We start from the raw sequence: 26,948 nt of genomic DNA on the forward strand, positions 1-26,948 counted from the left end.
CTGTGCTGCATTACCATTAGACGTTGGTAAACCATCGAAGACCGAAGGTGATAATGATGGCTGTCCGGGTGATGGAACATGAAGATGGCGGGGGGCCGAGAGGAAATAATAAACTGGTGATTTCAGGGTGTTTACAGAGCCGGTGATAACCGGCGGAAGAATGCCTTGTTGAATCAATACAGAAGCGATACAGGTCCTGAAACCCTGAGTAGCATCATGATTGGTAATGATCCAGACATCACGGAAGGGCTGAATGGATGCTTCAACAGGTAAACAGGTAACTAAACAGGCTATAGCTGCCCTGTGCCTGTGCTGCCCTGTGCCTGTAAAGAAATAACGGGTAGCCGGATTGATTCGAGTGTCGCAGGCAGCAAGGCTGATGACCCATCGCGCATCAGCCTGTCCGCACGTGAAAAGGGTCCTCAACGCTTGCCGGAAACATCATCCTTGTCATTAAGCTCTTCGCAGGCAGCTTTCGCGGCGTCCTCGGTCGTATAGGTCGCGATTTCCATCCTGGTACCCTCCAAGAAAACGACGAACCCCTCGACATGGTCGTTCTCACCCGTGGAGGTGAACTCTCCTGCTGCGGCGTATTGATAGGTATAAGGCATGATGATCTCCGATGGTCAGCTTTATTGATGCGCCTTTAATGAGGCTAGGGGAGCCGCCAGCGCCACGCCATGTCCAGAGTGTTAACTTTGGTCGTCATTTGGCAGCACAGGCGAAAGTGGGCGTGGGACCATTAAAGACGGCTGCCTGGCACCAGGCTCGATGACTGGTAGCTCAGGGCAGGGAAAAGCTGTCTGTCATGCTCTGATGGGGTGGATTCTGATGGTTCGAATGAAAGTAGCAGCATTTAGTACCGACAAAATCTGCCGATAGCCTTCTGATACGGTCAGAAGGCATGCCATGAAAAACGGTTCAGGAGATATATGGCGGGTAAAGGGCAGGCGTCTTGTCGAGACGCTGGACCGCACGCTTGCCTGGACCATGCCCGGCTACTGCAGTTTTTGTCTGGCAGGTACTGCAGGCGGCAGGCCCTGGTGCGATCAATGTTTCAGAGCACTGGCATGGCATCAAAGCGCGTGCCCCTTGTGCAGTGAGCCGCGGCCGGCATCGGTGCCTGCCGACATGCCCTGTGGCCACTGTCTGAAGCAGCGGCCGAATTTTGATGACAGCTGGGTGCCCTTTCTCTACGAAGGCGAGATCGCGCAGTTGATTCAGCGCTTCAAGTTCAGCGCCGATCGTCGCGCCGGTCATATCCTTTTACAGCTCATGCTACAGGCGCTCAGGGAGTACCACGGGCAGGTGCAGGCGATCGTCACGGCCGATCTTCATCCCCGGCGCGCCCGAGAGCGCGGCTTTGATCAGACCCTGTGGCTGGGAAAACGAATCGCCGCGGCGCTGGATCTGCCTCTGTATCGGGCGACGCGGCTTCGCCTGACGCCGACGCAACGAGGGCTGTCGCGCCGGGCCCGACAGCGTAACGTTCACCGCGTCTATCGCGTGATGTCACCGCTGCCTGCTTCCGTGCTGCTGTTTGATGATGTCATGACCACCGGCGCCACGCTTGAGGCCCTCTCACGCGCCTGCCGTGAACAGGGCGCCGCCCATGTCACCGCCGGTGCGCTTGCCCGTACCCCGGCAGGTCGCGCAATCTGATAGCATGGCGCATTCAGACGCGGAGATAGTGTAGTGGCTCACCCCTTTGAACAGCTCGACCCGGCGCGCATCGTAGCGGCCATAGAAGCGCAGGGCTTTCGTACCGAAGGCGAGCCCTTTGCGCTCAACAGTTATGAAAACCGGGTCTTTTTGTGGCGCGACGACGACAACCAGCGCTTCATCGTCAAGTTTTACCGGCCCGATCGACTCGAGGATGCCGCCATCCTGGAGGAGCATGCCTTCGTCGATGAGCTGCATGCGGCGGGTTGCCCCGTCAATCGACTCTGGCGCAGCGAGTCGGGCGAGACGCTGCATCACCATGACGGCTTTCGTTTTGCCATCTTCCATTTCGTGTCGGGGCAGGCCCCGGAGCTGGACAACCCCGAGCATCTTTTCGCACTGGGGAGCACGCTCGGGCAGATGCATGCCGTCGCGCGCCGCAGTGTCTTTAAACATCGGTCCATACTGCGGCCGCACACCATCGCACTCGAGAGTCTTGAAAGCATTCGCGCCAGTCACTGGCTCAATGCCCGGCAGCGCCGTGCCCATGAGCAGATCAGTCAGACGCTGCTGGACATGCTGCCTGAAAAGGCCTGGCCGGATGATGCCTTTCAGCGCGTTCATGGCGACTGCCATCTGGGTAATATCCTGGGGCGGGAAAGCCATTTTTCACTGGTGGATTTTGATGACTGCGCCATGGCGCCTGCCGTGCAGGATCTGTGGATGCTGTTGACCGGCGAGGATGAGCCTTCCTGGCAGGCGCAGCTGGCGGAACTGATTGAAGGCTATGAAGAACACTGTTCGCTGGATCGGCGCCAGCTGGGGTGGATCGAACAGCTACGAACGCTTCGCCTGGTGCGCTATAGTGCCTGGCTTGTGGAGCGCTGGAGCGATCCGGCTTTCCCGCGAGCCTTTCCCTGGCTTGCCAGTGAACACTACTGGGATCAGCATATCAGAACTCTCGAACAGCAGCGTGTCGCGCTGTCGTCACCCCGCTGGCTGGCCTGACGCAGCGTCGACATGACCGGGCTGACCGGAAATGAAACATGCCACGGTGTCCGCATGGACATCGGATATACCCGAAACGCAGGAAAGAAACATGAGTCAGGAGATGGAAAACCACTATCGCGAGATCCTCTCTGCTCTGGGCGAGAATCCGGAGCGCGAAGGACTTCAGGACACGCCGGCACGTGCTGCCAAGGCCATGCAGTTCCTGACGCATGGGTATCAGCAAAGTCTGGACGATATCGTCAACGGCGCGGTGTTTTCATCGGATACCGATGAAATGGTGATCGTGAAGGACATCGAGCTCTACTCGATGTGCGAGCACCACATGCTGCCCTTTATCGGCAAATGCCATATCGGTTATCTGCCGCGCGGCAAGGTATTGGGACTCTCCAAATTTGCCCGTATCGTGGACATGTATGCCCGTCGCCTGCAGATTCAGGAAGAGCTGACCCGCCAGATTGCCAATGCCGTTCAGGACGCCACCGATGCCCGCGGGGTAGGGGTGATTGTTGAGGCGCGCCATATGTGCATGATGATGCGCGGCGTGGAAAAACAGAACTCCAGCATGAAAACCTCGGTCATGCTGGGCGATTTTCGTGACAATCTGCCTTCACGTCAGGAATTTCTGACGCTTGTCTATAACTGATCGCCATACGTTGACCTCATGGGTCGATCCCGATCCCGGGCAACGTTTCTCCTGTTCGATAGCATGTCCTATGCTTGGCACATATCCCGAGTGCCCCGAGAATTTCAAATCGACAGGAGAACGACATGGATACGTTGAACGACCAGAGCCTTTTCAGACCCTTTGCCTACATTGACGGTAGTTGGGTCGCGGCCGACAGCGGCGAGCAGATCGACGTCGACAATCCTGCCACCGGCGAGATCATCGCTCGGGTGCCGCGTCTGGGCGCCGCCGAGGCGCAGCGTGCCATCGAGGCGGCCCACGCCGCCTTTCCTGACTGGCGCGGTCGCACCGCCATCGAGCGTGCCGATATTCTTTACCGCTGGTATGAGCTGATGATCGAGCACAAGCGCGATCTTGGCCGCATCATGACCCTTGAGCAGGGCAAACCCGTTGCCGAAGCCGAAGGTGAAATCGTTTATGCGGCAAGCTTCATGCGCTGGTTCGCCGAAGAGGCGCGGCGTGTCTATGGCGACACCATTCCGGGGGCGAAGGCCAATCAGCGCATTATGGTGCTCAAGCAGCCGGTTGGCGTGGTAGGTGCCATTACGCCATGGAATTTCCCGTCTTCCATGATTACCCGCAAGGCGGCGGCCGCGCTGGCCGCAGGCTGCCCGATTGTCATCAAGCCGGCCGGCCAGACGCCGCTGTCTGCCACGGCGCTGGCGGTACTGGCCGAGCGTGCCGGGGTACCGCGCGGTGTGTTCAATGTGTTGCCGGGCAGCGCCAGCGAGATTGGCAAGGCCATGACTGACTCAACGCTGGTGCGCAAGATCACCTTCACCGGATCCACCGAGGTCGGGCGCAAGCTGATGTCCCAGGCCTCAAGCCATATCCAGAAGATTTCGCTGGAGCTTGGCGGCAACGCGCCCTTTATCGTGTTTGATGATGCCGACCTTGATGCTGCGGTCGCCGGTGCCATGGCTTCCAAGTTCCGCAACGCGGGCCAGACCTGCATCTGTACCAATCGCTTTCTGGTGCAGTCGGGGGTGGTCAATGCCTTTTGCGAGAAGCTGGCGGCGGCCATGAATGGCGAGCTGATGGTCGGCGATGGCATGCAGGAGGGTGTCAACATCGGCCCCATGATCAATGAGGATGCGGTCAACAAGGTGCACGAGCACGTTCAGGACGCCATCGACAAGGGGGGCGAGCTGATGATCGGCGGGCACCAGCATACGCTGGGCGGCCGCTTCTATCAGCCTACGCTCATCAACGGCGCCGATGCCTCGATGAAGGTGGCCTCCGAGGAGACTTTCGGGCCACTGGCGGCCGTCTTCCCCTTCGATGATGAGGCGCAGGCAATCAGCATGGCCAACGATACCGAATTTGGTCTGGCGGCCTATTTCTATACGCGCGATGCCGGTCGGATCTGGCGCGTGGGAGAGGCGCTGGAGTACGGCATCGTGGGCGTTAATGAAGGGCTGGTGTCCAACGCAGCAGCACCGTTTGGCGGCATGAAGGAGTCCGGGCTGGGTCGTGAAGGCTCACGCTACGGGCTGGAGGAGTACATGGAAACGAAATATCTGTGCATGACGATCCAGTAACCCTGAAGACCTGTTCAATCGTTGAATACGCTATTGGAAAACCCCGCGCTGGCGGGGTTTTTTATGCGCTGAAGGCCTGTTGTCTTCAACGCCTGTGGCATTCGTGGCTCAGGAACACATGCCATGTACCGGTGTGAACCACCAGCTCTGCTCGCTGGCGTAGGCGTAGGTGCCGGCAGTGGTCACGATGGTAATCGCAACGGCGACGGTCATTTTTTGGATGGTCAGTCCCTTGATGGTCAATGACTTCCACATGCGGGGTTACTCCGGACGGTTTTTTTAGTTTTTTTGCCGTTGCAGGTCATTGCAGCCGACGCTGGCCGGGCAAGGCATTATTGCCTGCAGGCATGTTCTGACACTGTGCCGTTTGGATTAAGAAAGGTTTCAGCAGGGAATTATTTTTACCCGGGCAACACCTATGGTTCCAAGGGAAATGAGCAGGCTCAGGTGATCCTTGAAAAGGACTGCCCTGATGACATGGCCCGAACTCGACAGGTGCAAATAAAAGGGCCGCCATCGTGAGATGGCGGCCCTTTTGACGGCTGATGCTCGAGATCAATGCCTGAAGTGGCGCATGCCGGTAAAGACCATGGCCATGCCGGCCTCGTCGGCGGCCTTGATGACCTCTTCATCCCGCATCGAGCCGCCGGGCTGAATGACGGCCGTAATGCCGGCCGCTGCGGCGTTGTCAATGCCATCACGGAAGGGGAAGAAAGCGTCGGATGCCATGACGCTGCCTTTCACCTCAAGGTTCGCCTGTTCTGCCTTGATGGCCGCGATGCGGGCGGAGTTGACGCGGCTCATCTGGCCGGCGCCCACGCCCACGGTCTGGCCGTTGCGCGCATAGACGATGGCATTGGACTTCACAAACTTGGCGACCTTCCAGGCAAACAGCAGATCATCAAGTTCATCACTGGAAGGCGTGCGTTGTGTGACCGTGCGAAGTTCATCTTCCGTCACCATGCCGCTATCGCGTGACTGCACGAGAAGGCCACCGGTGATCCGCTTGTAGTCAAAGCTTTCAGGGGTGCTTTCAGGCCAGGCGCCGCATTCCAGCAGGCGCACGTTTTTCTTGTCGGCTACCGTCCGACGCGCCTCGTCGCTGATCGCCGGTGCAATGATGACTTCGACAAACTGGCGCTCGACGATGGCGGCTGCCGTATCCCCGTCGAGTTCGCGATTGAAGGCAATGATGCCGCCAAAGGCGGATTCGCTGTCGGTGGCAAAGGCGAGCTCGTAGGCGCTCTTGAGCTGACCGTCACGGCTGATGCCCACGCCGCAGGGGTTGGCATGCTTGACGATGACACAGGCGGGTGCGTCAAGGCTCTTGACGCATTCAAGCGCAGCATCGGTATCGGCGACGTTGTTGTAGGACAGTTCCTTGCCCTGGAGCTGGACGGCGCTGGCGATACTGCCCGGTGCGGGCTCACGCTCGGTATAAAACGCTGCCTGCTGGTGCGGGTTTTCGCCGTAGCGCATCTGCTGGCGCTTGTGGAACTGCGTCGACCAGGTGCGGGGCAGGGCGGATGTTGAATCGTCACCACTTTCGACGATGCCGCCCAGATAGCTGGCAATGGCGGCGTCATAGCCTGCCGTATGCTCAAAGGCCTTGACCGCCAGGTCAAAGCGCAGGGTGGTGTCGGTACCCTGATTGGCGCTTTCCAGAGAGTCGAGTACGCGCGCATAGTCGCTCGGGTCTACCACGATGGTGGTGTAGGCGTGATTCTTGGCGCAGGCACGCACCATGGTGGGGCCGCCGATATCGATGTTCTCGATGGCGCGCTCGAGCGTGCAGTCCGGTTCGGCCACGGTTTCCGCGAAGGGATAGAGATTGACCACCACCATGTCGATGGGGGCAATGTCATGCTCGGCCATGACGTCATCGTCCTGGCCGCGACGGCCCAGAATGCCGCCGTGAATGCGTGGATGAAGCGTCTTGACCCGGCCATCCATGATTTCCGGGAACCCCGTATGCTCGGAGACCTCGGTGACGGCGATGCCCTGCTCATTCAAGAGGCGCCATGTGCCGCCGGTCGAAAGAAGCTCTACGCCAAGAGCGGTTAGGCGGCGGGCGAAGTCCACGATGCCGTCCTTGTTGGAGACACTGATCAGTGCACGGCGGATCGGCTGGCAGGCGTGGGACATTGCAGTCTCGTCTTGATGAGTCATGAGGTTTCCGTGGCAGGCAGTAAACGTGTCATGCGCGAGCAGCGCATCAGGCTCAGATCAGATCGTACTGTTTGAGCTTCTTGCGCAGTGTCCCGCGGTTCAGGCCCAGCATCTGTGAGGCCAGGGTCTGGTTGCCGCGGGTATGGGCCATGACCGAACGTAGAAGCGGGGCTTCCACTTCGGCCATGACCATGTTGTAAAGGTCGGTTACGTTTTCACCATCAAGATGGGAAAAATAAAGCGACATGGCCTGATCAACCGCCTCACGCAGCGTGCGTGACTGCGACGGATGCTGGTGAAGCTGGATGGGGGTTTCACCCGGGTGATCAGACAGTGGATGACTACTCATGCGGCACGCGTTCCATCTATAGGGGCGAACGGAGAATTTTCGGCGAAAAGCGCTATCAGGTAGCGCTGCTGTTCGTCACAGCCTTCAAGGGTGTTGAATTCGCGGCGCCAGCGTTCGCCGTGCTCGGCACCGGCGAGATACCAGCCAATATGCTTGCGTGCGATGCGCACCCCCATATGCTCACCGTACAGGGCATAAAGGGCTTCCAGATGGCGGGTCATGACCTCGGCGCGCTCGCTGGCGGTGGGGGGCGTCAGGAAGCTGCCATTTTCAAGATGGTGCTCGATCTCGCGAAAGATCCAGGGGTTGCCCTGAGCGGCGCGTCCAACCATGACCGCATCGGCGCCGGTATAGTCCAGCACCTGGCGCGCCTTTTCGGGGCCGTCGACATCGCCATTGGCAAACACCGGGATGGCAAGCTCGGATTTGATCCGGGCGATGGTGTCGTACTCGGCCAGACCCTGGTAGCGCTGCTCGCGGGTGCGACCATGAACGCTGAGTGCTGCAATGCCGGCAGATTCCGCCATGCGGGCGATGGTAAGCGCGTTACGGGTCTGATCACACCAGCCGGTGCGGATCTTGAGCGTCACGGGGATATCCACTGCGCTGACCACCCGCTCCAGAATCTCGGCGACCAGCGCTTCATCGCGCATCAGGGCTGAGCCGGCGGCCTTGTTGCAGACCTTCTTGGCCGGACAGCCCATGTTGATGTCGATGATTTCAGCGCCATTGTCGGCATTGACGCGCGCGGCATCTGCCAGCATTGCCGCATCGCCACCGGCAATCTGCACCGAGCGGGGGCCGGGCTCGCCGCTGTGGTCCAGTCGCAGGCGTGATTTGGGCGTATGCCATAGCCGCTTGTCGGCGGTCACCATCTCGGAGACCACCAGACCAGCGCCCAGCGTTCTGCAGAGCTGGCGAAAGGGGCGATCGGTAATTCCCGCCATGGGCGCAAGAATAACGCGCCCGGCCAGCCGGTGAGGGCCGATACAGGGCAGTCCGTTAACCATTGAAAGCTTGATCCGGAAAAGGGAGGAACATGATAGCGACCTGAGCGCCGATCTTGAAGGGCCAGGTCGCGTTGCTTCGCCGAAAGAACGGTACTCAGTCGGTGTTGACGGGGCGATAGCCTTCGACACAGACCCAGCCCTCGCGCTCACGGGGCTCGTTCATGTAAAGCCCCTGATCCCGATAGGCCTCGAGGATATCGTCTGCCTGGTGCGACAGAATGCCCGAGAGCGCCAGGCGCCCGCCCGGGGCGACGTGTGCTGCAATCATGGGCGCCAGTGCCACCAGCGGTCCGGCCAGAATATTGGCCACGACCACGTCAAAGCGCTCATCGGGTGCCTGCTCGGGCAGGTACAGATCGAAGTCCTGCTCGGCGATTTCGTTGCGCCCGGCGTTGTCCCGGCTGGCCAGCAGGGCCTGCGGATCAATATCGGTGCCGACGGCATGAGTCGCACCGAGCTTGAGCGCCGCGATGGCCAGAATGCCCGAGCCGCAGCCGATGTCGATCAGACGCTTGTGCTCAAGCTCGCCGGCCACGGCCAGCTCATCCAGCCACTGCAGGCACAGCGCTGTGGTTGGGTGAGTGCCGGTGCCAAAGGCAAGGCCCGGGTCGAGCAGCAGATTGACGGCATCAGGCTCCGGCGCATCGAGCCAGCTCGGCACGATCCACAAACGCTGCCCCATTTTCATGGGCTCAAAGCCGTCCATCCATTCGCGACTCCAGTCGCGATCCTCGAGCACTTCGTATTCGATGTCGGGGCAGGGCTCGTCGCCAACTGCCGCAGCCCAGTGTTCGCGCACCCGTGCGATCATGTCGCTGACGCCTTCCAGGTCGTCATAAAGACCGGTCAGAACGGTCTGATTCCACAAGGGAGTCGTGCCGCGCTCGGGCTCGAATACCGGGTCATCAACGGCGTCTTCAAGCGTGATGGCCTGAGCACCTTCGTTGGTGAGCAGTTCTTCAAGCAGTTCGGCGTGTTCCGGCGCGATGTGCGCCTTGAGTTGAAGCCAGGCCATAAGGCCTCCTGCAAAGCCGGGTGGAGGGCATGGCGGGGATGCCCTGAAAGCATCAGGGGGCGATATGATCGCCCCCTGACGGGTCCTGTACGATAGACGTCAAAAGCAGGTATCAGTGCAGACCCAGCTTCTTTTCCAGATAGTGGATATTGACCCCACCGCGCTGGAACTCGACATCGCGGACCAGATCCTTTTGCAGATCAATATTGGTCTTGATGCCTTCAACCAGCAGCTCATCCAGCGCATTCTGCATGCGCGTCAGCGCGCTTTCGCGGTGTTCGCCCCAGGTGATAAGCTTGCCGATCAGCGAGTCGTAATTGGGCGGCACCGTATAGCCGGTATAAAGATGCGAATCCATGCGCACGCCCAGACCACCGGGGGCATGATAGAAAGTGATCTTGCCGGGCGAGGGCATGAAGGTGCGAGAGTCTTCGGCGTTGATGCGACACTCGAAGGCGTGCCCGTTGGCCACCACATCTTCCTGTCGAATCGACAGCGGAATGCCGGAGGCGATCTTGAGCTGCTCCTTGACGATGTCGACACCGGTAACCATTTCTGTGACCGGATGCTCTACCTGAACGCGGGTGTTCATCTCGATAAAGAAGAACTCGCCGTTTTCGTAGAGAAATTCGAAAGTGCCCGCGCCGCGATAGCCAATCTCGATGCAGGCATCGACACAGGCCTTGAGCACGTTCGCGCGGGCCTGCTCATCGATATGGGGCGCCGGTGCTTCCTCGAGGACCTTCTGATGGCGGCGCTGCAGCGAGCAGTCGCGATCAAAAAGATGGATGGCATTGCCCTGGCCGTCAGCCAGTACCTGTACCTCGACATGGCGAGGACGCTCCAGGTACTTTTCCATGTAGACGACATCGCTGCCGAAGGCGGCGTTGGCTTCCGATTTGGTGACCGCCACAGCCGAGACCAGCTGTGACTCTTCGCGAACCACACGCATGCCGCGCCCACCGCCACCGGCGGCGGCCTTGATCATGACTGGAAAGCCGATGCGCCGACCGATTTCCAGTATTTCAGCATCGTCGTCGGGCAGCGGGCCATCAGAGCCCGGAACCGTGGGAACGCCGGCCTTTTTCATGGACTCGATGGCCGAGACCTTGTCACCCATCAATCGAATGACATCTGCCGTGGGGCCGACAAACACAAAGCCCGAACGCTCGACCTGTTCGGCGAAGTTGGCGTTTTCGGAGAGAAAGCCATAGCCCGGATGGATGGCGGTGGCATCCGTTACCTCGGCGGCTGAAATCAGGGCCGGGATATTGAGATACGACGCCGGGGAGGGCGCAGGGCCAATACAGACGGCTTCATCGGCAAGGCGTACATGGATCAGGTCACGGTCAGCCTTGGAATGGACAGCCACCGTCTTGATACCGAGTTCCTTGCAGGCGCGCAGTATGCGTAGTGCGATTTCGCCGCGATTGGCGATCAGTACCTTTTCCAGCATGCTGAAAATCCTGTCAGGCAATGATGATCATGGGCTGGTCAAACTCGACCGGCTCGCCATCTTCAACAAGGATCGTATCAATCACGCCATCCTTGTCCGCTTCGATCTGGTTCATCATCTTCATGGCTTCAACGATGCAGATGGTGTCACCCTTTTTGACGCTCTGGCCGACTTCTACGAACGACTTGGCGCCGGGCGCCGGGGCGCGATAGAAGGTGCCGACCATGGGAGAGAGCACCTGATGGCCGCTGGGCATGGCCGGCGCGGCTTCTTCGGCCGCGGGTGCGCCGCCACCGGTGCCCTGCTGCGGCTGTGCCTGGGTCTGAGGGTAATAGCCCATCGGTGCCTGCGGCATCATCATCTGACCCTGCTGACCGGGCAGATTGCGGCTAATACGGACGGACTCCTCGCCTTCCTGAATCTCGATTTCGCTGATGTTGGATTCTTCCAGCAGCTCGATGAGCTTCTTGACCTTGCGAATGTCCATGACAATACCTGTTGATCGATCGTGCCTTGCCTGGAACAGGGCACGGGAAAGTAAACTCTGTTGTCAGGCAGTGAACGTGCCCTCGAACACCTCATGGTTAACCTGCAGGTCAACCGGCAAGATAGCGACATGATCTCAGACGATCACGCCGCCGCAAATGTGTCGGGGGAGTTTGCCGAAAAAAGCGAACGGTGTCCAGAAAGTCACTGAATGATACCGACGAAACCCGGTCAGGCATTTTTAGCAACATGCTTGAGCAGATCGCGCATTTGCGGGCGTCCGATTTCGCCCTGGGTGCGTAGCGAGCGCATCTCCTGGCCATCGCTGAAAAAAAGCAGTGCCGGGGGGCCGAAAAGGTTATAGCGCTTGAGCAGCGCCCGTGCTTCCGGATCATTATCCGTGACATCGAGGCGAATCAGTACAAGATCCTGGAGCTGTTCGCGGATGTCGGGGTCGCTCAGGACGTCTCGCTCAAAGCGGCGGCAACTGATGCACCAGTCGGCGTAGACATCGATCATGACGGGTCTTTCGGCATTGTCGACCAGACGATCGAGCGCCTGGCGACTTGTTACCGTGGTCATGTCGAGCGAGGTGTTACTGCGATCCGTTGACGCCGCACCGCCATTGGCCAGCGGCGCCCACGGATCATCATGGCCCATGGCAGAACCGATCAGGCACAAAACGCCCCAGAGTAGTACGATCAGGGCGAGCGCCTGGCGCAGGCGCGACCATAGCGACTGCCCGGACCGCGACAGGGCGCCCATCCCCATGCCGACCAGTACGGCAAGGCCACCCCACAGCGCCAGTGACAGCGCGGGCGGCAGTAGACGCTCCAGCAGCCACAGGGCAACGCCTGCCAGCGCCACGGCAAAGAAGCTGCGTACGCCCTCCATCCAGGGGCCGCTGCGCGGTAACCAGCCGGCGCCGAGTGTGGCGACCAGTATCAGGGGAATGCCCATGCCCACGCCCAGGGCCAGAAGCGCAAGCATGCCGACCACAGGGTTGGAGCCTGCCGAAAGGTAGACCAGTACGCCTGCCAGTGGCGCGGAGATGCAGGGAGAGACAATCAGGGTCGAGAGCGCGCCGGCCAGTGCCGCCCCCGGCAGCCCGGCGCGGCGCAGCCGGTCCTGCCAGGCGTTGATGCGCTGCTGAAAACGTGCCCCGGGAGAGAACTGCCAGACATCCAGCAGCCACAGGGCAAATACCAGAAACAGAGCGGCAAAGGGGATCAGTACCCAGGGCGACTGCAGCCGCGCCTGGAGGTTGAGGCTCGCACCAAACAGCCCCATCAGGGTGCCAAGCGCCGCATAGGTCAATGACATGCCGGCCACATAGGCAGATGACAGCGCCAGCGCGCGGGGTTTGTCCGCATTCTGGCCCACCACCAGGGTGGTCACGATGGGCAGCATGGGCAGCACGCAGGGCGTGAAGGCAAGCCCTAGCCCTGCCAGCAGGAAAACGCCCATCATGACCAGCAGGCTGGACTGGCCGGGCAGGGCGGAAGTGTCGCTATCGCGCGGTTGATCCGTGTCCTGGGTTTTCCCGTCCTGTGCCTTTGCGACAGGGGCAGGGTCGCCCGGCATTTGCGCGTCGATAAAGCGCTCGGGCGTGGTGCCGGGAGCAGCCTGAAGACGGCGCGTTTCGGGAGAGTAGCAAAGCCCCGCCTCGGCACACCCCTGGAAATCGACGCGAATCGGTATCGAGGCGTCATCGGACACCGACCCCTTCAGTGTTGCCGTAATGACCAGCGGGTGATGAAAGACTTCCACGTCGCCCAGAAATTCATCGTGAATGGCTTCACCGCGGGGTATCTCGACGGATTCAAGCGCAATGTCCTCGCGCTCGATGTGAAGTTCAAACCGGTGACGATAGAGATAGTAGGCATCGGCACTGGCAAATCCCACCTTGATCGTATTGCCTTCGCGCCACGCTCTGTAGGTAAATGCCTGATCGACGGGCAGGAAGTCGCCGTTGCCGGTGGTGTCTGCAGAGGACGTCTGCCATGGCATTTCAGCCGTACTGCTGCCTTCTACGCGGCTGGAACCCTCGACGGCAGCATTATCGTCAGAGGTGGAAAAGAAATTGCTGGCAGGCGCTGCGCCTGACAGCACGATCCCCAGCAGGGTGACCATTAAAAAAAACAGGGCGCGCGACATCATGAACTCCGCAGCGCTGGCATTTTAAAATGCCGAGAGTGAAGGTAAGGAGTGCCTGAATAAAACATGTCGCGGCGCAACGGCGCCGCGACATGCTGGTATGAAGACATTTTTTCAGCGAAGGGGTTCGCCGATCAGTGCTTCGAGGGCCACGCGATCATGGATTGATGATCAGTGACTGTCCTTCTGGAAGGCATCGATCGATTTTTCGATGGCCTTGATGGCAGCGGCCTTGTCGCCCCAGGTGTCGATCTTGACCCACTTGCCCTTTTCGAGATCCTTGTAGTTCTCGAAAAAGTGCGCAATCTGCTGACGCAGCAGTTCGGGCAGATCAGTGACTTCCTCGACATCGTCATAGGCCGCGGACAGCTTCTGGTGAGGGACGCAGATCAGCTTGGCATCTTCGCCGGCTTCATCGGTCATGTGCAGGATGCCCACGGGGCGGGCGCGAATGACACAGCCGGGCTGTACCGGGTAGGGCGTCACGACCAGCGCGTCCAGCGGGTCACCGTCATCGGCCAGCGTGTTGGGGATGAACCCGTAGTTGGCCGGATAGAACATCGGGGTCGGCATGAAACGATCGACCAGCAGCGCGTCGAGATCCTTGTCGATTTCATACTTGATCGGCGTATGGTTGGCAGGAATCTCAATCGCCACGAACAGATCGTGGGGAACATCCTTGCCGGCGGGGATCTTGTCGAAACTCATCGATCGAGTCCTTGCGTTTGCGGGTTGAAAATTCGAGAGTGAAAATCGTGGGAAATTATACGAACCAGGCAGGACGATTACCAATTCGGTCGAGCGGCAGCTCCCGATCCGCACAATACGATAAATCCGTTGTCTCGTAAAAAGGATGCCAGTGACGTGCAAAGTGGCCTGTCATTAAGTTTCGGACACGCGTTCGTGGCGCCCGATCAACGCCGTCATCGCTCCTCGATGTCGGTCCAGGTGCCCGATAACGCTCGTCAGCTCGAGATCAAGGGTGCCTGCGCGATCATCGCGGATTCTACCTGGCGCAATGCGATTGCGCGCCAGGCCGGCGACATTTCGGTACGTGGCTTTCTGGCTGATTACTATTCCACGCCTGACCACTGGGACATCAAGACCTCGGCCACCAGAGTGCTGCGCGCGCTCAACGGCTGGTGCTACAGCCAGAGCCGCTACGTCCAGGGCGGCAGCTATATCAGCTCGCTGTCGGCCATTATCTTTCGTGGCCGGGAAAGTTACCTGTTTCATATGGGCGATACGCTGGTCTTTCGCCTGCGCGGCGCCGAGTTTGAGCAGCTTTCGCGCGATCATGTCACGGACCTGGGCGGCTATCGCTATCCCTCCCGCGCGCTGGGCATGGACAACAACATCGATATCGATCACATGAGTCTGCCGCTCAAGACAGGCGATGTGTTTTTGTTTACCTCCCAGGCTGTGCGCGGCACGCTCACACCCACGGACTACGTGCACGCCATCCGACAGCAGGATAACGACCTTGATGCAGCCTGCGAGCGTCTGGCCGGCATGGCGCGTGAGCGTGCCGGTGCACGGGGTTACGGCGCTGAAGCCTTCTGCTTTCAGCTGGTTCGTGTCGACACGCTTCCAGATGAAGATATGGGGCCGCCGGTTCAGTTTCCCGGGCAGTTGCCGATCCCGGCCGAGCTTGAGGCGGGGGATCGCATTGACGGATTTCTGATCGAGTCGATCATCTCCAGAACGGCACGAGCTCATGTTTACGGGGTCAGGGATGAAACCTCGCTGCGGCGGATGGCGATGAAGGTCCCCAGTCCCGCGATGTCGTCCAGAAATCCCTATCTGGAGCATTTCCTGTTGCAGCAGTGGATCGGCGAACGAGTACGCTCCCCCTTTGTGGTGCGCATCGTGGCGCCCCCGCGTCCCCGGCGACATCTCTATTATCTGATGCGTCCCATCGAGGGACAGCCGCTGGATCACTGGCTGGCACAGCATCCCGACGCCGGTCTCGAACAGCGCCTCGACATTGCGCGCCAGCTCGCGCGTGCCGTGCATGCGCTACATCGGCGCGACATTCTTCATCAGGCCATTCGTCCTGAAAACATCATGATTGATGAACATGAGCAGGTGGTCCTGATCGATTTTGGCGCCTGCGCGCGCCGGCTGGATGACGACAACAACGCGGCGCTGGCCCTGGCACGGGATGGTAGGCTTGGGATGCACAGTGCGCCGGAGTACGCCCTCGGGCTGGGCGTCAGTCGTCGTAGTGACCAGTATTCGCTGGCCTCGACCATCTACTGGTTGCTCACTGGGGCCATGCCCTACGACATTGCACCTGATACGCTTGAAAGTGAACAGGCGCTGTCAGGGATGACCTACCGTCGCGCCCGCGAGATCAATGCTCAGATACCGACATCCATCGATGATGCGCTGGCGCGTGCCCTGTCCCCACGTCGAGCGCTTCGTTTCAGGCGCCTGTCCGAGATGATCCAAACGCTTCGTCACGGCGCAGCGCTTGATGACGATGATGACGACGAAGCCTCTTCATCGGGTGAAAAAACGCTGGATGCCTCATCGCGTCAGAAGGCGCTTCGTCTATGGCAGGGCATTGCGGCGGCCCTGCTGCTGATTCTGGTGGCCGTCATGCTGATCCAGTAGGACGCTCCGGATCGATACGTTAAAAACCCCGGCCACGCAATGTGGCCGGGGTTTTTTTGATCTCGGCATTCAGGCCGAAGGGTCGGTTGCTCGTGACTAGAGATGGTACTCGGGCAGCTTTTTGGTGATGCGCTCCAGGCGCAGCTTGGCGACCTTGGGCAGGCCGTTCTCGAACGGCGGGAAATCTTCGCCCTGAATCAGGGGGCGCAGATAGCGGCGACCGGCATCATTGATGCCAAAACCGTCTTCGCGAATATACTCCGCTGGCATGAACTTTTCCTGATTGGCGACCCGTTCAAGCGGGGCATCAATGATCGACCAGCTGTACGGGTCTTCACTGTCACGCTGAATGGCCGGCATCACGGCATTTTTGCCTTCAAGGGCGCATTCCACGGCGCGCTGGCCCACGGCGTAGGCCTGTTCGACATCAACGGCCGAGGCCAGATGGCGCGCGGCGCGCTGCAGGTAGTCGGCCACGGCCCAGTGATACTTGTAGCCCAGATCCTGCTTGACCATGCCGGCCAGCGTGGGGGCAACGCCGCCGAGCTGGCGATGGCCAAAGGCGTCGGTATTGCCGGCATCGGCCAGGAAGGTGCCGTCTTCATAGCGGGCGCCTTCCGAGACGACCACCACGCAGTAGCCGTGCTTTTTGACCGCGGCGTCGATGTGGGCCATGACGCGCTGGCGGTCAAAGGGCACCTCGGGCAGCAGGATCATGTGCGGCGGGCCGTCATTGGTTTCGCTGGCAAGGGCCCCGGCGGCGGCAATCCAGCCGGCATGGCGACCCATGGCTTCCAGGATGAAGACCTTGGTGGAGGTCGAGCACATCGACGCAATATCGAGGGCCGCTTCGCGGGTGGAGGTGGCGATGTACTTGGCGACCGAGCCAAACCCCGGAGAGTTGTCGGTAATGGGCAGGTCATTATCGACGGTCTTGGCCACGTGAATGGCCTGCAGGGGGTAGCCCATGTGTTCGGAAAGACGGGAAATCTTCAGGCAGGTATCGGCGCTGTCGCCGCCGCCGTTGTAGAAGAAGTAACGAATGTCATGGGCCTTGAAGACTTCGATGAGGCGCTCGTACTGGCTGCGGTGCGTCTCGATATCCTTGAGCTTGTAACGGCAGGAGCCAAAGGCGCCGCCCGGGGTATGTCTCAGTGCTGCGATGGCCTCGTCACTTTCCAGGCTGGTATCAATCAGATCCTCGGTCAATGCACCGATAATGCCATTGTGTCCGGCATAGAGGGTACCAATGCGATCGCTGTACTTGCGGCATGTCTGGATGACGCCGCAGGCACTGGCATTGATAACGGCCGTAACACCACCTGATTGCGCGTAAAAGGCGTTATTGGAGGTCATGAGCTTCCTGCTTCTTATGAATGTAGGTCGGCCAGCGCCGTTGCTCTGACCGATTTGTCTCTCGGCAACGTGGCGCACCTCTTGTGGGCAGCGCTGCTGTTGGTCGGTCAGCGGATCGATGGCCGGCATCGGGTATTACCCGTGGGGCGATCATAGCCATTACCTGCAGGCCTGATCCAGTCAGAGATTCAGGATTTGCAGGTGAGCCGGAGCCTGACGTCGATTCATGCCCCATGCTAGGCTGATCCGGCTTTTGACGGAGAGCCCAATTTTTCATGCATATTCACATTCTCGGCATCTGTGGCACGTTCATGGGCAGCCTTGCGCTGCTGGCTCGCGAGCTCGGGCATCGAGTCACCGGCTCGGACAAGGGGGTCTATCCCCCCATGAGTACACAGCTTGCCGCACACGGTATCGATGCCGGGCACGGCTTTGATGCGGCCAATCTACAGCCCAGGCCTGATCTGGTCATCATCGGCAATGCGTTGTCGCGCGGTAACGTCGAGGTCGAGACTGTCCTTAACGAGCGTATTCCCTATACCTCCGGGCCACAGTGGCTGGCGGACAATGTGCTGCAAAAAAGGCGAGTGCTGGCGGTGGCCGGCACCCATGGCAAAACGACAACGGCCAGCATGCTGGCATGGATCCTCGAGCAGGCCGGGCTGTCCCCGGGCTTTCTGATCGGCGGTATTCCGCGCAATCTGGGCATTTCGGCACGTGCGGGGGCGGCCGGCGGCGTTTTCGTGATCGAGGCCGACGAGTACGACACGGCCTTTTTCGACAAGCGCTCCAAGTTTGTTCACTACCTGCCGGACGTTGCCGTGCTCAACAATCTGGAGTTCGATCACGCCGATATTTTCAGTGACCTGGCGGCCATCGAGCGACAGTTTCATCATCTGGTACGTCTGGTGCCGGGCAACGGACAGCTTGTCGTGGCGGACGACGAGGACGCGCTGTCCCGCGTGCTGGAGATGGGTTCCTGGTCACCGGTGGCCCGCTTTGGCCGCACAACTCATGCGCAGTGGCGCCTCGCTGACGGCGCCGATGACCGCCACTTTGTCGTCAGCGCCCCCGAGGGGGAAGTGGTCGTATGGTGGGGCATGAGCGGCGAGCACAACCGGCGTAATGCACTGGCGGCCATGGCGGCCGCCAGTGCCGTCGGGGTCACGCTTGAGCAGTCGGCCGGCGCACTGGCCACGTTTGCCTCCCCCAGGCGCCGTCAGGAGGTGCGCGGGTGCGTCAACGACATTCAGGTCATCGACGATTTCGCCCATCATCCGACAGCGATTGCCATGACGCTCGAAGGCCTGCGCGCCGTACCCTCCAGCGGACGCCTGATCTCCGTGATCGAGCCACGCTCCAATACCATGAAACTTGGCACCATGAAGGCGCGCCTGCCGGAAAGCGTTGCCAGTGCCGATGAAGTCTACTGGTATCAGCCGGCGATGCTGGGGTGGTCGGTAGCCGAGGTCGCCCAGGCGTGTCCGGTGCCGGCCCATGTCATGACCACCACCGAGCAGCTGATCGAGGTGCTGGTGGATCAGGCGCGCCCGGGCGACCGGATTGTCATCATGAGCAACGGCGGCTTTGATAACATTCATGAGCGGCTTTTGAAGGCGCTCGAACAGCGCCATGGGCAGACGGCGCACGCCGAGGCCTGACAGGGTCGGTGAGTTCGTATGAGCACCGGGGGCCATTCACGCCATGTGATGGCCCCCGATTGTCATGGCGGCTCTCGAAGGCCGGCAGGAGAGTCAGAAGGCGGGCACCCAGATGATGCGCGCAGTCACCAGTGCCACCGATGCCAGCGTCAAAAGCATCAGCTGCATGGGCGTGGCCACACCGGCCAGACTGCGCCTGGCAAAGAGGTGATAGCTGATGCGGGTCGCACCGCAGATAATCAGTCCCAGCAGTGCACCGCCGACAAGGTCACTGATCCAGTGCACGCCAAAGGTCAGTCGCGACAGGGCAACAATACTGGCGGCAACGATCGCGAGCCAGTAGGGCCAGTGCCGGGTTCGGCTTGAGAGCCCCTCGGCAATGAAGGCGGCACTCAATCCCCAGAACACCACGGCCGTTGAGGCATGCGCGCTCGGGTAGGAAAACGAGCCGGTCAGATGCTCAGGCGTATCCGGCCGTGCGCGTCCGATCCACTGTTTGAGTGCGGTATTGCTGAAGGCCAGCAGGGCCAGGGCGCCGCCCCAGTGAAACACGGCGGCCAGACGCTTTCGCAGCAACAGCCAGGCAAGCCAGGGCGTCAGCATGGCGATCACCCCGAGTGCATCGCCGATACGATCCAGCAGCACCGATATCTGCATCAAGGGACGGTTGTCAGGGTGGGAAAAGAAGCTCTGCGCCGCGACATCCAGTGCCAGCGGTTGATGAAGCCCAGCCACAAGCCATGTCCAGCCGATAAAGGCGAGTATGCCCACCAGTACCAGCACGATGGAGGCCAGCGGGATCTCACCGCCAATCCGTCTCTGGCGAAGGCTTAGCCAGAGCCGGCGCGTTATGGTGTGCCGGCGCGCTCGGACAAGCAGGCCGCGATAGAAGCGGCTGTCCCGGTCGAGCCGTCGCCGCAGCCACGACAGCGCAAGGCCAAGGGCGATGAACACGAAAAACAGCACCGACAGCAGCATTTCGGCGCCGGGGGGCAGATGGACCAGCCGCTGCCAGCTGCGTCCCAGATAGTAGCCGGGCAGCAGGTAGGCGGGTGCCCAGAGCAGCGCCGAGATCACATTGACGATCAAAAAGCGCATCGGCGGCATGTACATCATGCCGGCCACCATGGGAATAATGGGGCGTACCGGGCCGACAAAGCGTCCGAACGCTACTGACAGGGCGCCGTAACGAGTGAAAAAGCTTTCGCCCTTGTCGACCCAGTGGGGATAGCGATTGAACGGCCACCAGGCGCGAAGGCGATCACTCTGGGTGCGTCCGAGCCAGTAGCTTACGCCATCGCCGATTACGGCGCCGATGAAGGCGCTGAGCAACAACGCGACAATGGAAATCTGGTCGTGGCCTGCCAGCGATGCGGCGGCCGTAAGCATGACCACACCGGGCATGACCAGACCGACCAGCGCCAGTGATTCGAGCAGGGCGACGGCGCCAACGATGACAATCAGGATCGTCGGGTTGTGCGCCCACTGATCAATCAGGGCAACAGGATTCATCTAACAGGACTCCACACAATGACTTGCCGCGCCGGGCGCGGTTTTTACTGCTGCCGACAACTGGCTTATAGTAGCGATTCATAAGTATCGGACGGACAAACGTAAAATCGCCGGCCAGTATAGTCAGCCGCTGTGCCCTGCGATAGCGTCAGGAGTCGACGACAGACAAGCGCGGCCGCGCATTCGGGAACAGGAGAACAGCGCAGATGACGTCTGAGGTGCAAAGGGAAGACAGTGATATCGCCACCCGCATGACGCTGCTGGGTCAGCAGGCGCGTCGGGCATCGAGTCTGCTGCGCAGCAGCACCACGCAGCAGCGAAATGAGGCACTCGCCGCCATGGCTCGCGAGCTGTCGACACAGCGTGAGGCCGTGCTGGAAGCCAACGCGCGTGATATGGCTCGTGGCAAAACGGAGGGGCTGTCGGAGGCGCTCATGGATCGGCTGTTGCTGACGCCTGAGCGCATCGACGCCATGATCTCCGGACTTGACACCGTGGCCTCCCTGCCGGACCCGATCGGCGGTATCGATGATCTTCGCACTCAGGCCAACGGGCTGCGTATCGGCCGTATGCGCACGCCGCTGGGCGTGATCGGTATCATCTATGAGTCTCGCCCCAATGTGACGGTGGACGCCGCCGCGCTGTGTCTCAAGGCCGGTAATGCCGCCATTCTGCGCGGTGGTTCTGAAGCCTTTGAATCCAATTGCGCCATTGCCCGCTGTATCGCTTCGGGTCTTGAGCGGGCCGGTCTGCCGAGCCACGCCGTGCAGCTGGTGGAGACCACCGATCGTGCGGCTGTGGGCGCGCTGATCACAGCGAATGAGTACGTGGACGTGATTATTCCGCGGGGCGGGAAGTCGCTGATCAAGCGCATCTCGGAGGAGGCGAGCATCCCGGTTATCAAGCACCTGGAAGGGCTTTGCCACATCTTCGTGGATCGTCATGCATCACTGGATATGGCCTTCGATATCGCCTTTAACGCCAAGTGCTTTCGCTATGGCATCTGTGGCGCCATGGAAACGCTGCTGGTGGATCAGGCGGTGGCCGAGACCTTTCTGCCGCCCATGATCGCGCGTTTCAAGGACGCGGGTGTCACGGTGTGTGGTTGCGACAGGGTTCAGGCACTGACCGAGGTTGAGCCGGCCACCGAGGAGGACTGGCAGACCGAGTACCTGGGGCCGTATCTGTCCATTCGGGTGGTCGATGACATGCACGCTGCCATCGAGCATATCAATCACTACGGCTCACACCATACCGATGCCATCGTTAGTGACCATTTCGGCCATACCCAGCGTTTTTTGGCGGAAGTGGATTCAAGCTCGGTCATGGTTAATGCACCGACCTGCTTTGCCGATGGCGCGCAGTATGGTTTGGGTGCCGAAATCGGCATTTCCACCGATAAGCTGCATGTCAGGGGGCCGGTAGGGCTTGAGGGGCTGACCACGCGTAAATATATCGTGCTGGGCGATGGTCATGTTAGAACGTAAGCCGCGTGTCGCCATGTTTGGCGGCACGTTCAATCCGGTTCATATCGCGCATCTGCGCGCGGCCGTCGAGATTCGCGACGCCCTTTCGCTGGACGCTGTACACATGGTGCCGGCGCATCTGCCGCCCCATCGCAGCGCGCCGGGCGTCAGTTCCGAGGACCGCCTGAGCATGCTGAAGCTGGCACTGGCCGATACGCCGGGGCTGATTGCCGATGACCGCGAGATTCACCGTGACGGGCCGTCCTGGTCGCTGGACACGCTCGCCTCCTTGCGCGAGCAGTATGGCGACCAGGCGCGTCTTGTGATGGTGCTGGGGCGTGACGCCTTTTTGAAGCTGCATGAATGGCATGAGCCTCGAGCGCTTTTTGATTATGCCCATATTCTGGTGATCGGCCGCCCGGAAAGTGATGAAGTGCAGTGTTCGGCACTCGAGGCGCTGATCGAAGGGCGCCGCGTTGACAGCACCGATGCGCTCATGGCTGAGCCCTGCGGCCGGGTGCTGGATTATGACCGAACCACGGCGATGGCCATCTCCGCAACCGCCATTCGTCAGACGCTGGCCCGGGGCGGGAGCATACGCTATCTGATGCCGCCGGCGGTTGAAGCCTTCATCGAGCAGCGCGGCCTCTACACCGGCGAGATGCCCTGACACGATGAAAAAGCATCCCGGTACGCTCAAGGCGCCAAAAGCTGTAAATGGCTATGGTGCCTATCCCTGACAGCGGTACAATGCGGGCCTGAACCCTATATCTCCGAGGAGCTATGCAGACAGTACTTTCATCTCTGGTGGTTGATGCCCTGGAAGAGCTCAAGGGGCGTGATATCGCCGAACTTGATGTCTCCAGAATGACCAGCATCACCGATGTCATGGTGGTGGCCAGCGGCACTTCCAGCCGACACGTCAAGGCATTGGCAGACAATGTGGTTGAGCGCGCCAAAAACGAGGGCGTTCGTCCACTGGGTGTAGAAGGGGAGGCCGGCAGCGACTGGGTGCTGGTGGATCTGGGTGATGTGGTGGTCCATGTCATGATGCCGGATGCCCGCAGCCTCTACGATCTGGAACGGCTCTGGAGCGAATTGCCCAACGATCTGGGTCGTCATGAAGCGATCGGTGAGCGCCAGTCTTGAAATTGAGAATGCTTGCCGTTGGCACGCGCATGCCGGACTGGGTCACTCAGGGGGTCGAGGAGTACCGCAAGCGGCTGCCGCGCGAGATGCCACTGGAAGTGGTCGAGCTGTCACCCGGTCCACGTCAGAAAAGCGCGGACCCTGCGAAGGCGATACGCGTTGAGGGCGATCGCCTGCTGTCGAAAATCAGGGACAGTGAACTCGTGGTGGCGCTTGATGTCGAAGGCAAGCCCTGGTCGACACCAGTGCTCTCCGAACGCATGCGTGACTGGCAGATGACCGGCAGCGACGTGTCCCTTTTGATCGGTGGCCCGGATGGTCTCGATCAGCGCTGCCTGTCACGTGCTGATCTTCGCTGGTCCCTGTCGCCATTGACGCTGCCACATCCGCTGGTACGTGTATTGCTGGCCGAACAGCTCTACCGTGGCTGGACGCTGATGACCGGGCATCCCTACCATCGCTAGGGGGCTGAGCATGCATCGTTTTTTGCTTGCCGGTTGGCCTATCCGTTTACCGTTTTTGGGCAGTCTCCTCAATGCGCCCACGTCGCGCCACGCTTAAGGATTCCGAACAACAGGCACGTATCTTTCGTCATCGCAGCATTGTGGCGGCGTTTTTTGTGCTCATCATGTTTTCCGGTCTGATCGGGCGCATGGTATGGCTGCAGGTTGTTCAACACGACATCTTCATTACGCGCTCGGATAAAAATCGAATGCGTGTCGAGCCGCTGCCGCCCAATCGCGGCCTGATCTTTGATCGCAACCATGATGTAGTGGCCGAGAACCGGCCGACCTATAACCTCACTCTGGTGCGTGAGCAGGCCGGCGATGTCAGCCAGACCATTGCACGCCTGATCGATATTCTTGATCTTCCCCCCGAAGAGCACGATGTGCTGGCGCAGCGCTCTCGTGAGCGGCTGCGCTCCTATGAGCCTGCGCTGTTGCTCAGTGATCTCAATGAAGGCCAGATCGCCCGGATTGCGGTCAATCGTTATCGACTGCCTGGCGTGGAGGTCGAGGCCCAGCTCATCCGTTATTACCCCGACGGCGAGTGGATGTCGCATGTGCTGGGATATGTGGGGCGTATCAGCCAGGAAGACCAGCAGCGTATTGATACCAGCAATTACGCCGGCACCCACTTCATCGGCAAGACCGGAATCGAGCGGTTTTATGAAGATGAGCTGCATGGTCAGGCGGGGGTACGCCGTGTGGAAACCAACGCTCGTGGCCGAGCGCTGCGCGAGATCGATCGAACGCCGCCGCAGCCGGGCAAGAATCTGACGCTGACGCTGGATTCAAAGCTTCAAAAGCTGGGTCACGAGCTCTTGAAGGGCAAGCGCGGTGCCATTGTGGCCATCGAACCCGCGAGCGGCGCCATTCTGGCCATGGTGTCCGAACCCGGCTTTGACAATAACAAGTTCGTGACCGGCATCGACACCAAATCCTACGCGGCCCTGCGTGACGATGTTGACATGCCGCTTTATAACCGGGCCTCGCGCGGACAGTACCCGCCGGCTTCCACGGTCAAGCCCTACATGGCGTCTGCGGGTCTGGAGTACGGTCTGATACAGCCCTCCGACACGGTCTATGACCCGGGCTACTACCAGCTGCCCAACGACTCCAGACGCTATCGCAACTGGCTGCGCTGGGGACATGGTCGGGTCGACATGAAGCGTGCCATTACGGTCTCCAACGATACCTATTTCTTCAGCCTCGCCCATCGCATGGGTATCGATCGGCTCTCCGAGTTCATGCACAAATATGGGTTCGGTGAGGATCACAGCCTGGATGTCTGGGGGGCCGGCAGTGGATTGATGCCCAGCCGCGACTGGAAGCGTGGGCGCTATAACCAGGCATGGTACCCGGGCGAAACCCTGTCAGTGGGCATCGGACAGGGTTATTGGCTGGCCACGCCCTTGCAGATGGCCACTGCTGTCGCCGTGCTGGCCAACGATGGCAAATGGGTGCGTCCGCACCTTGCCATGCAGGTGGGGGATGAGAAGATCGCGCCACCTTTCGAGAATACGCCCGATGACGTGGAACTGGATAACCCGCGCTGGTGGGATCTGATCCATCAGGCCATGGAAAACGTCATGAGCGGCAGCGAAGGCTCGGGACGTGCTTCGGGCCGCAACCTTCAGTACCGCATGGCAGGCAAGTCAGGCACGGCGCAGGTGTTTACCCTGGGGCAGAAGGAGAAGTACAACGCCGCCGAGCTTGAAGAGCGCCTGCATGATCATGCCCTGTTTACGGCCTATGCCCCGGTGGATGACCCGAAGATCGCGCTTGCCGTTATTATCGAAAACGGCGGTGGCGGCAGTAAGGTGGCCGCGCCCATCGCCCGTGAAATGCTGGATGCCTGGATACTGCCGAGCATGAAGTCCAGTGAAGAGGCGCAGCGCCACGCCCAGCAAAATGAAAGCGCTGCTCAGCAGATCGTGACGGGAGACTGACGATGATGATGGACTACTGGCAGCGGGTGTATCGCCGCAGTCGTCGGCAGTATCAGCGTCTGAGCTGGCGCACCCTGCATCTTGATCCCTGGCTTTTGCTGGCGCTGCTGACCATCGTTGCCGGCGGTCTGATCGTGCTCTACAGCGCCGGGGGCGAGTCTACACATCTGGTGGAGGCCCAGGCGCTTCGATTCGCTGCCGCATTTTTGATCATGCTGCTGATCGCGCAGTTTTCACCGCGCACCATGCAGCGCTTTGCGTGGTTTTTCTATGTCGTGGTCATCCTGATGCTGGTGGCGGTGGACGTGATCGGCACCCATGCCATGGGGGCTCAGCGCTGGCTGACCATTCCCGGCGTCATCCGCTTTCAGCCCTCCGAGCTCATGAAGCTTGCCATGCCGATGACCATTGCCGCCTATCTATCGCGCCGGGTGTTGCCGCCCGGGTGGCTGGACCTGCTGGTGTGTCTGCTGCTGATGGGATTTCCGGTGGCGCTGATTGCCAATCAGCCCGATCTGGGCACCTCCATGCTGGTTACGGCCTCTGCTGTTTTCGTGATACTGCTGGCCGGGCTTTCCTGGCGTTTTGTGGCGGTCTGCGCAGGGTTCGGGATCGCCGCGATGCCGCTTTTGTGGTTCAACATGCACCAGTATCAGCGCCAGCGGGTACTGACCTTTTTGAATCCGGAAAGTGATCCGCTGGGAACGGGCTGGAATATCATACAGTCCAAGACCGCGATCGGTTCAGGCGGCATCCATGGCAAGGGCTGGATGCAGGGAACACAGTCACAGCTCGAGTTTCTCCCCGAACGTCACACCGATTTCATTGTGGCCGTGCTCGCCGAAGAATTCGGCTTGATCGGTATGGCCGTACTGATGTCCTGCTATCTGCTGTTGATATGGCGTGGCCTCTACATGGCCACTCAGGCGCACGATACCTTTGGAAGACTGCTGGGGGGCAGCCTGATCCTGACCTTTTTTGTCTATGTGTTCGTCAATGTCGGCATGGTCAGCGGCGTTTTGCCGGTGGTCGGCGTACCGCTGCCGTTGATCAGCTATGGCGGCACGGCCAGCGTGACCCTGATGGCCGGCTTCGGTATGCTGATGGCCGTTTTTACCCATCACAAGACCACGCCACGCTAGAGAGAGTCGGGATGAAGCCGGATCGATGTCATTCAGGTAAGAAATGGCGC

The 26,948-nt window shown here is 60.2% G+C and carries 24 protein-coding genes; 12 read left to right on the forward strand and 12 right to left on the reverse strand.

Features of this window, described 5'->3' with window-relative positions:
* Nucleotides 1-422 precede the first annotated feature (422 nt).
* The gene (locus C8D72_RS03285; RefSeq protein ID WP_115852960.1) at nt 423-611 is read right to left on the reverse strand and encodes a hypothetical protein; all 189 of its coding nucleotides are present in this window, start codon (nt 609-611) and stop codon (nt 423-425) included.
* 298 nt (nt 612-909) lie between these two features.
* Between C8D72_RS03285 and C8D72_RS03290 the strand changes: the two genes are divergently transcribed.
* From C8D72_RS03290 to C8D72_RS03305, 4 genes are all read left to right on the forward strand, one after another.
* Nucleotides 910-1,662 (forward strand): ComF family protein, encoded by a 753-nt coding sequence (locus tag C8D72_RS03290; protein ID WP_245955126.1) that lies wholly within the window; start codon nt 910-912, stop codon nt 1,660-1,662.
* Between the two features lie 33 nt (nt 1,663-1,695).
* Nucleotides 1,696-2,670 carry a serine/threonine protein kinase gene (locus C8D72_RS03295; protein WP_115852961.1) on the forward strand — a complete coding sequence of 325 codons (975 nt, stop codon included), beginning with the start codon at nt 1,696-1,698 and terminating at the stop codon, nt 2,668-2,670.
* 91 nt (nt 2,671-2,761) lie between these two features.
* Nucleotides 2,762-3,316, forward strand: a complete 555-nt coding sequence (gene folE, locus C8D72_RS03300) for a GTP cyclohydrolase I FolE (protein WP_211308754.1) — start codon at nt 2,762-2,764, stop codon at nt 3,314-3,316.
* A 125-nt stretch (nt 3,317-3,441) separates the two neighbouring features.
* Nucleotides 3,442-4,899 carry an NAD-dependent succinate-semialdehyde dehydrogenase gene (locus C8D72_RS03305; RefSeq protein ID WP_115852963.1) on the forward strand — a complete coding sequence of 486 codons (1,458 nt, stop codon included), beginning with the start codon at nt 3,442-3,444 and terminating at the stop codon, nt 4,897-4,899.
* 108 nt (nt 4,900-5,007) lie between these two features.
* Here the strand turns inward: C8D72_RS03305 and C8D72_RS17505 are convergent, their stop codons facing one another.
* From C8D72_RS17505 to ppa, 9 genes are all read right to left on the reverse strand, one after another.
* Nucleotides 5,008-5,154, reverse strand: coding sequence for a hypothetical protein (locus C8D72_RS17505; protein WP_170140486.1), 147 nt, complete (start codon nt 5,152-5,154; stop codon nt 5,008-5,010).
* Between the two features lie 300 nt (nt 5,155-5,454).
* The gene (gene purH / locus C8D72_RS03310; RefSeq protein ID WP_115852964.1) at nt 5,455-7,068 is read right to left on the reverse strand and encodes a bifunctional phosphoribosylaminoimidazolecarboxamide formyltransferase/IMP cyclohydrolase; all 1,614 of its coding nucleotides are present in this window, start codon (nt 7,066-7,068) and stop codon (nt 5,455-5,457) included.
* Between the two features lie 52 nt (nt 7,069-7,120).
* Complete coding sequence (gene fis / locus C8D72_RS03315; protein WP_245955127.1) at nt 7,121-7,417, reverse strand: DNA-binding transcriptional regulator Fis; 297 nt, start codon at nt 7,415-7,417, stop codon at nt 7,121-7,123.
* Nucleotides 7,414-8,427 carry a tRNA dihydrouridine synthase DusB gene (dusB, locus tag C8D72_RS03320; RefSeq protein WP_115852965.1) on the reverse strand — a complete coding sequence of 338 codons (1,014 nt, stop codon included), beginning with the start codon at nt 8,425-8,427 and terminating at the stop codon, nt 7,414-7,416. The genes fis and dusB overlap by 4 nt, the downstream gene beginning before the upstream one ends.
* A gap of 94 nt (nt 8,428-8,521) precedes the next feature.
* Nucleotides 8,522-9,442, reverse strand: a complete 921-nt coding sequence (prmA, locus tag C8D72_RS03325) for a 50S ribosomal protein L11 methyltransferase (protein ID WP_115852966.1) — start codon at nt 9,440-9,442, stop codon at nt 8,522-8,524.
* A 112-nt stretch (nt 9,443-9,554) separates the two neighbouring features.
* Complete coding sequence (accC, locus tag C8D72_RS03330; protein WP_115852967.1) at nt 9,555-10,898, reverse strand: acetyl-CoA carboxylase biotin carboxylase subunit; 1,344 nt, start codon at nt 10,896-10,898, stop codon at nt 9,555-9,557.
* A gap of 13 nt (nt 10,899-10,911) precedes the next feature.
* On the reverse strand, nt 10,912-11,385 hold the full coding sequence (accB, locus tag C8D72_RS03335) for an acetyl-CoA carboxylase biotin carboxyl carrier protein (RefSeq protein ID WP_115852968.1): 474 nt from the start codon (nt 11,383-11,385) through the stop codon (nt 10,912-10,914).
* 230 nt (nt 11,386-11,615) lie between these two features.
* On the reverse strand, nt 11,616-13,541 hold the full coding sequence (gene dsbD / locus C8D72_RS03340; protein ID WP_170140487.1) for a protein-disulfide reductase DsbD: 1,926 nt from the start codon (nt 13,539-13,541) through the stop codon (nt 11,616-11,618).
* Between the two features lie 171 nt (nt 13,542-13,712).
* Nucleotides 13,713-14,249 (reverse strand): inorganic diphosphatase, encoded by a 537-nt coding sequence (ppa, locus tag C8D72_RS03345; protein WP_115852970.1) that lies wholly within the window; start codon nt 14,247-14,249, stop codon nt 13,713-13,715.
* A gap of 228 nt (nt 14,250-14,477) precedes the next feature.
* Here ppa and C8D72_RS03350 point away from each other — a divergent pair, with 228 nt between their 5' ends.
* Complete coding sequence (locus C8D72_RS03350) at nt 14,478-16,160, forward strand: bifunctional protein-serine/threonine kinase/phosphatase (RefSeq protein WP_115853595.1); 1,683 nt, start codon at nt 14,478-14,480, stop codon at nt 16,158-16,160.
* A 96-nt stretch (nt 16,161-16,256) separates the two neighbouring features.
* Here the strand turns inward: C8D72_RS03350 and C8D72_RS03355 are convergent, their stop codons facing one another.
* Nucleotides 16,257-17,516, reverse strand: a complete 1,260-nt coding sequence (locus C8D72_RS03355) for a 6-phosphofructokinase (RefSeq protein ID WP_115852971.1) — start codon at nt 17,514-17,516, stop codon at nt 16,257-16,259.
* Nucleotides 17,517-17,791: 275 nt separating this feature from the next.
* Here C8D72_RS03355 and mpl point away from each other — a divergent pair, with 275 nt between their 5' ends.
* Nucleotides 17,792-19,177 carry a UDP-N-acetylmuramate:L-alanyl-gamma-D-glutamyl-meso-diaminopimelate ligase gene (gene mpl, locus C8D72_RS03360; protein ID WP_115852972.1) on the forward strand — a complete coding sequence of 462 codons (1,386 nt, stop codon included), beginning with the start codon at nt 17,792-17,794 and terminating at the stop codon, nt 19,175-19,177.
* A 93-nt stretch (nt 19,178-19,270) separates the two neighbouring features.
* On the opposite strand, the gene C8D72_RS03365 is transcribed toward mpl, so the two are convergent.
* Nucleotides 19,271-20,689, reverse strand: a complete 1,419-nt coding sequence (locus C8D72_RS03365) for a bifunctional DedA family/phosphatase PAP2 family protein (RefSeq protein WP_115852973.1) — start codon at nt 20,687-20,689, stop codon at nt 19,271-19,273.
* Between the two features lie 206 nt (nt 20,690-20,895).
* Between C8D72_RS03365 and C8D72_RS03370 the strand changes: the two genes are divergently transcribed.
* The 6 genes from C8D72_RS03370 to rodA all read left to right on the forward strand — a co-directional run bounded on the left by C8D72_RS03370 (nt 20,896) and on the right by rodA (nt 26,898).
* A complete protein-coding gene (locus C8D72_RS03370) occupies nt 20,896-22,176 on the forward strand; it encodes a glutamate-5-semialdehyde dehydrogenase (protein WP_115852974.1) in 1,281 nt (426 codons plus the stop codon).
* On the forward strand, nt 22,163-22,825 hold the full coding sequence (nadD, locus tag C8D72_RS03375; protein ID WP_342768058.1) for a nicotinate-nucleotide adenylyltransferase: 663 nt from the start codon (nt 22,163-22,165) through the stop codon (nt 22,823-22,825). The genes C8D72_RS03370 and nadD overlap by 14 nt, the downstream gene beginning before the upstream one ends.
* A 113-nt stretch (nt 22,826-22,938) precedes the next feature.
* Nucleotides 22,939-23,304 (forward strand): ribosome silencing factor, encoded by a 366-nt coding sequence (gene rsfS / locus C8D72_RS03380; protein ID WP_115852975.1) that lies wholly within the window; start codon nt 22,939-22,941, stop codon nt 23,302-23,304.
* Nucleotides 23,301-23,768 (forward strand): 23S rRNA (pseudouridine(1915)-N(3))-methyltransferase RlmH, encoded by a 468-nt coding sequence (gene rlmH, locus C8D72_RS03385; protein WP_115852976.1) that lies wholly within the window; start codon nt 23,301-23,303, stop codon nt 23,766-23,768. Before rsfS ends, rlmH begins: the two co-directional genes overlap by 4 nt.
* Nucleotides 23,769-23,839: 71 nt before the next feature.
* Nucleotides 23,840-25,756, forward strand: a complete 1,917-nt coding sequence (gene mrdA, locus C8D72_RS03390; RefSeq protein ID WP_115852977.1) for a penicillin-binding protein 2 — start codon at nt 23,840-23,842, stop codon at nt 25,754-25,756.
* Nucleotides 25,757-25,761: 5 nt separating this feature from the next.
* Entirely contained in the window at nt 25,762-26,898 is a 1,137-nt protein-coding gene (rodA, locus tag C8D72_RS03395) for a rod shape-determining protein RodA (RefSeq protein ID WP_115853597.1), read from the forward strand.
* Nucleotides 26,899-26,948: the final 50 nt, after the last annotated feature.

Origin of the sequence: Kushneria indalinina DSM 14324 (assembly GCF_003385845.1) — a bacterium.
In the GTDB taxonomy this organism is placed as follows: Bacteria; Pseudomonadota; Gammaproteobacteria; order Pseudomonadales; family Halomonadaceae; genus Kushneria; species Kushneria indalinina.

Bases quoted from the DNA above. Each gene is read 5' to 3' on its own strand.
- purH (WP_115852964.1), bottom strand. From the start codon at position 7,068: ATGACTCATCAAGACGAGACTGCAATGTCCCACGCCTGCCAGCCGATC.
- fis (WP_245955127.1), bottom strand. From the start codon at position 7,417: ATGAGTAGTCATCCACTGTCTGATCACCCGGGTGAAACCCCCATCCAG.
- dsbD (WP_170140487.1), bottom strand. From the start codon at position 13,541: ATGTCGCGCGCCCTGTTTTTTTTAATGGTCACCCTGCTGGGGATCGTG.
- C8D72_RS03365 (WP_115852973.1), bottom strand. From the start codon at position 20,689: ATGAATCCTGTTGCCCTGATTGATCAGTGGGCGCACAACCCGACGATC.
- accB (WP_115852968.1), bottom strand. From the start codon at position 11,385: ATGGACATTCGCAAGGTCAAGAAGCTCATCGAGCTGCTGGAAGAATCC.
- C8D72_RS03290 (WP_245955126.1), top strand. From the start codon at position 910: ATGAAAAACGGTTCAGGAGATATATGGCGGGTAAAGGGCAGGCGTCTT.
- rodA (WP_115853597.1), top strand. From the start codon at position 25,762: ATGATGGACTACTGGCAGCGGGTGTATCGCCGCAGTCGTCGGCAGTAT.
- prmA (WP_115852966.1), bottom strand. From the start codon at position 9,442: ATGGCCTGGCTTCAACTCAAGGCGCACATCGCGCCGGAACACGCCGAA.
- C8D72_RS03305 (WP_115852963.1), top strand. From the start codon at position 3,442: ATGGATACGTTGAACGACCAGAGCCTTTTCAGACCCTTTGCCTACATT.
- C8D72_RS03350 (WP_115853595.1), top strand. From the start codon at position 14,478: ATGTCGGTCCAGGTGCCCGATAACGCTCGTCAGCTCGAGATCAAGGGT.
- dusB (WP_115852965.1), bottom strand. From the start codon at position 8,427: ATGGTTAACGGACTGCCCTGTATCGGCCCTCACCGGCTGGCCGGGCGC.
- mrdA (WP_115852977.1), top strand. From the start codon at position 23,840: ATGCGCCCACGTCGCGCCACGCTTAAGGATTCCGAACAACAGGCACGT.
- accC (WP_115852967.1), bottom strand. From the start codon at position 10,898: ATGCTGGAAAAGGTACTGATCGCCAATCGCGGCGAAATCGCACTACGC.
- C8D72_RS03355 (WP_115852971.1), bottom strand. From the start codon at position 17,516: ATGACCTCCAATAACGCCTTTTACGCGCAATCAGGTGGTGTTACGGCC.
- C8D72_RS17505 (WP_170140486.1), bottom strand. From the start codon at position 5,154: ATGTGGAAGTCATTGACCATCAAGGGACTGACCATCCAAAAAATGACC.
- C8D72_RS03285 (WP_115852960.1), bottom strand. From the start codon at position 611: ATGCCTTATACCTATCAATACGCCGCAGCAGGAGAGTTCACCTCCACG.
- ppa (WP_115852970.1), bottom strand. From the start codon at position 14,249: ATGAGTTTCGACAAGATCCCCGCCGGCAAGGATGTTCCCCACGATCTG.
- mpl (WP_115852972.1), top strand. From the start codon at position 17,792: ATGCATATTCACATTCTCGGCATCTGTGGCACGTTCATGGGCAGCCTT.
- C8D72_RS03370 (WP_115852974.1), top strand. From the start codon at position 20,896: ATGACGTCTGAGGTGCAAAGGGAAGACAGTGATATCGCCACCCGCATG.
- rsfS (WP_115852975.1), top strand. From the start codon at position 22,939: ATGCAGACAGTACTTTCATCTCTGGTGGTTGATGCCCTGGAAGAGCTC.
- folE (WP_211308754.1), top strand. From the start codon at position 2,762: ATGAGTCAGGAGATGGAAAACCACTATCGCGAGATCCTCTCTGCTCTG.
- nadD (WP_342768058.1), top strand. From the start codon at position 22,163: ATGTTAGAACGTAAGCCGCGTGTCGCCATGTTTGGCGGCACGTTCAAT.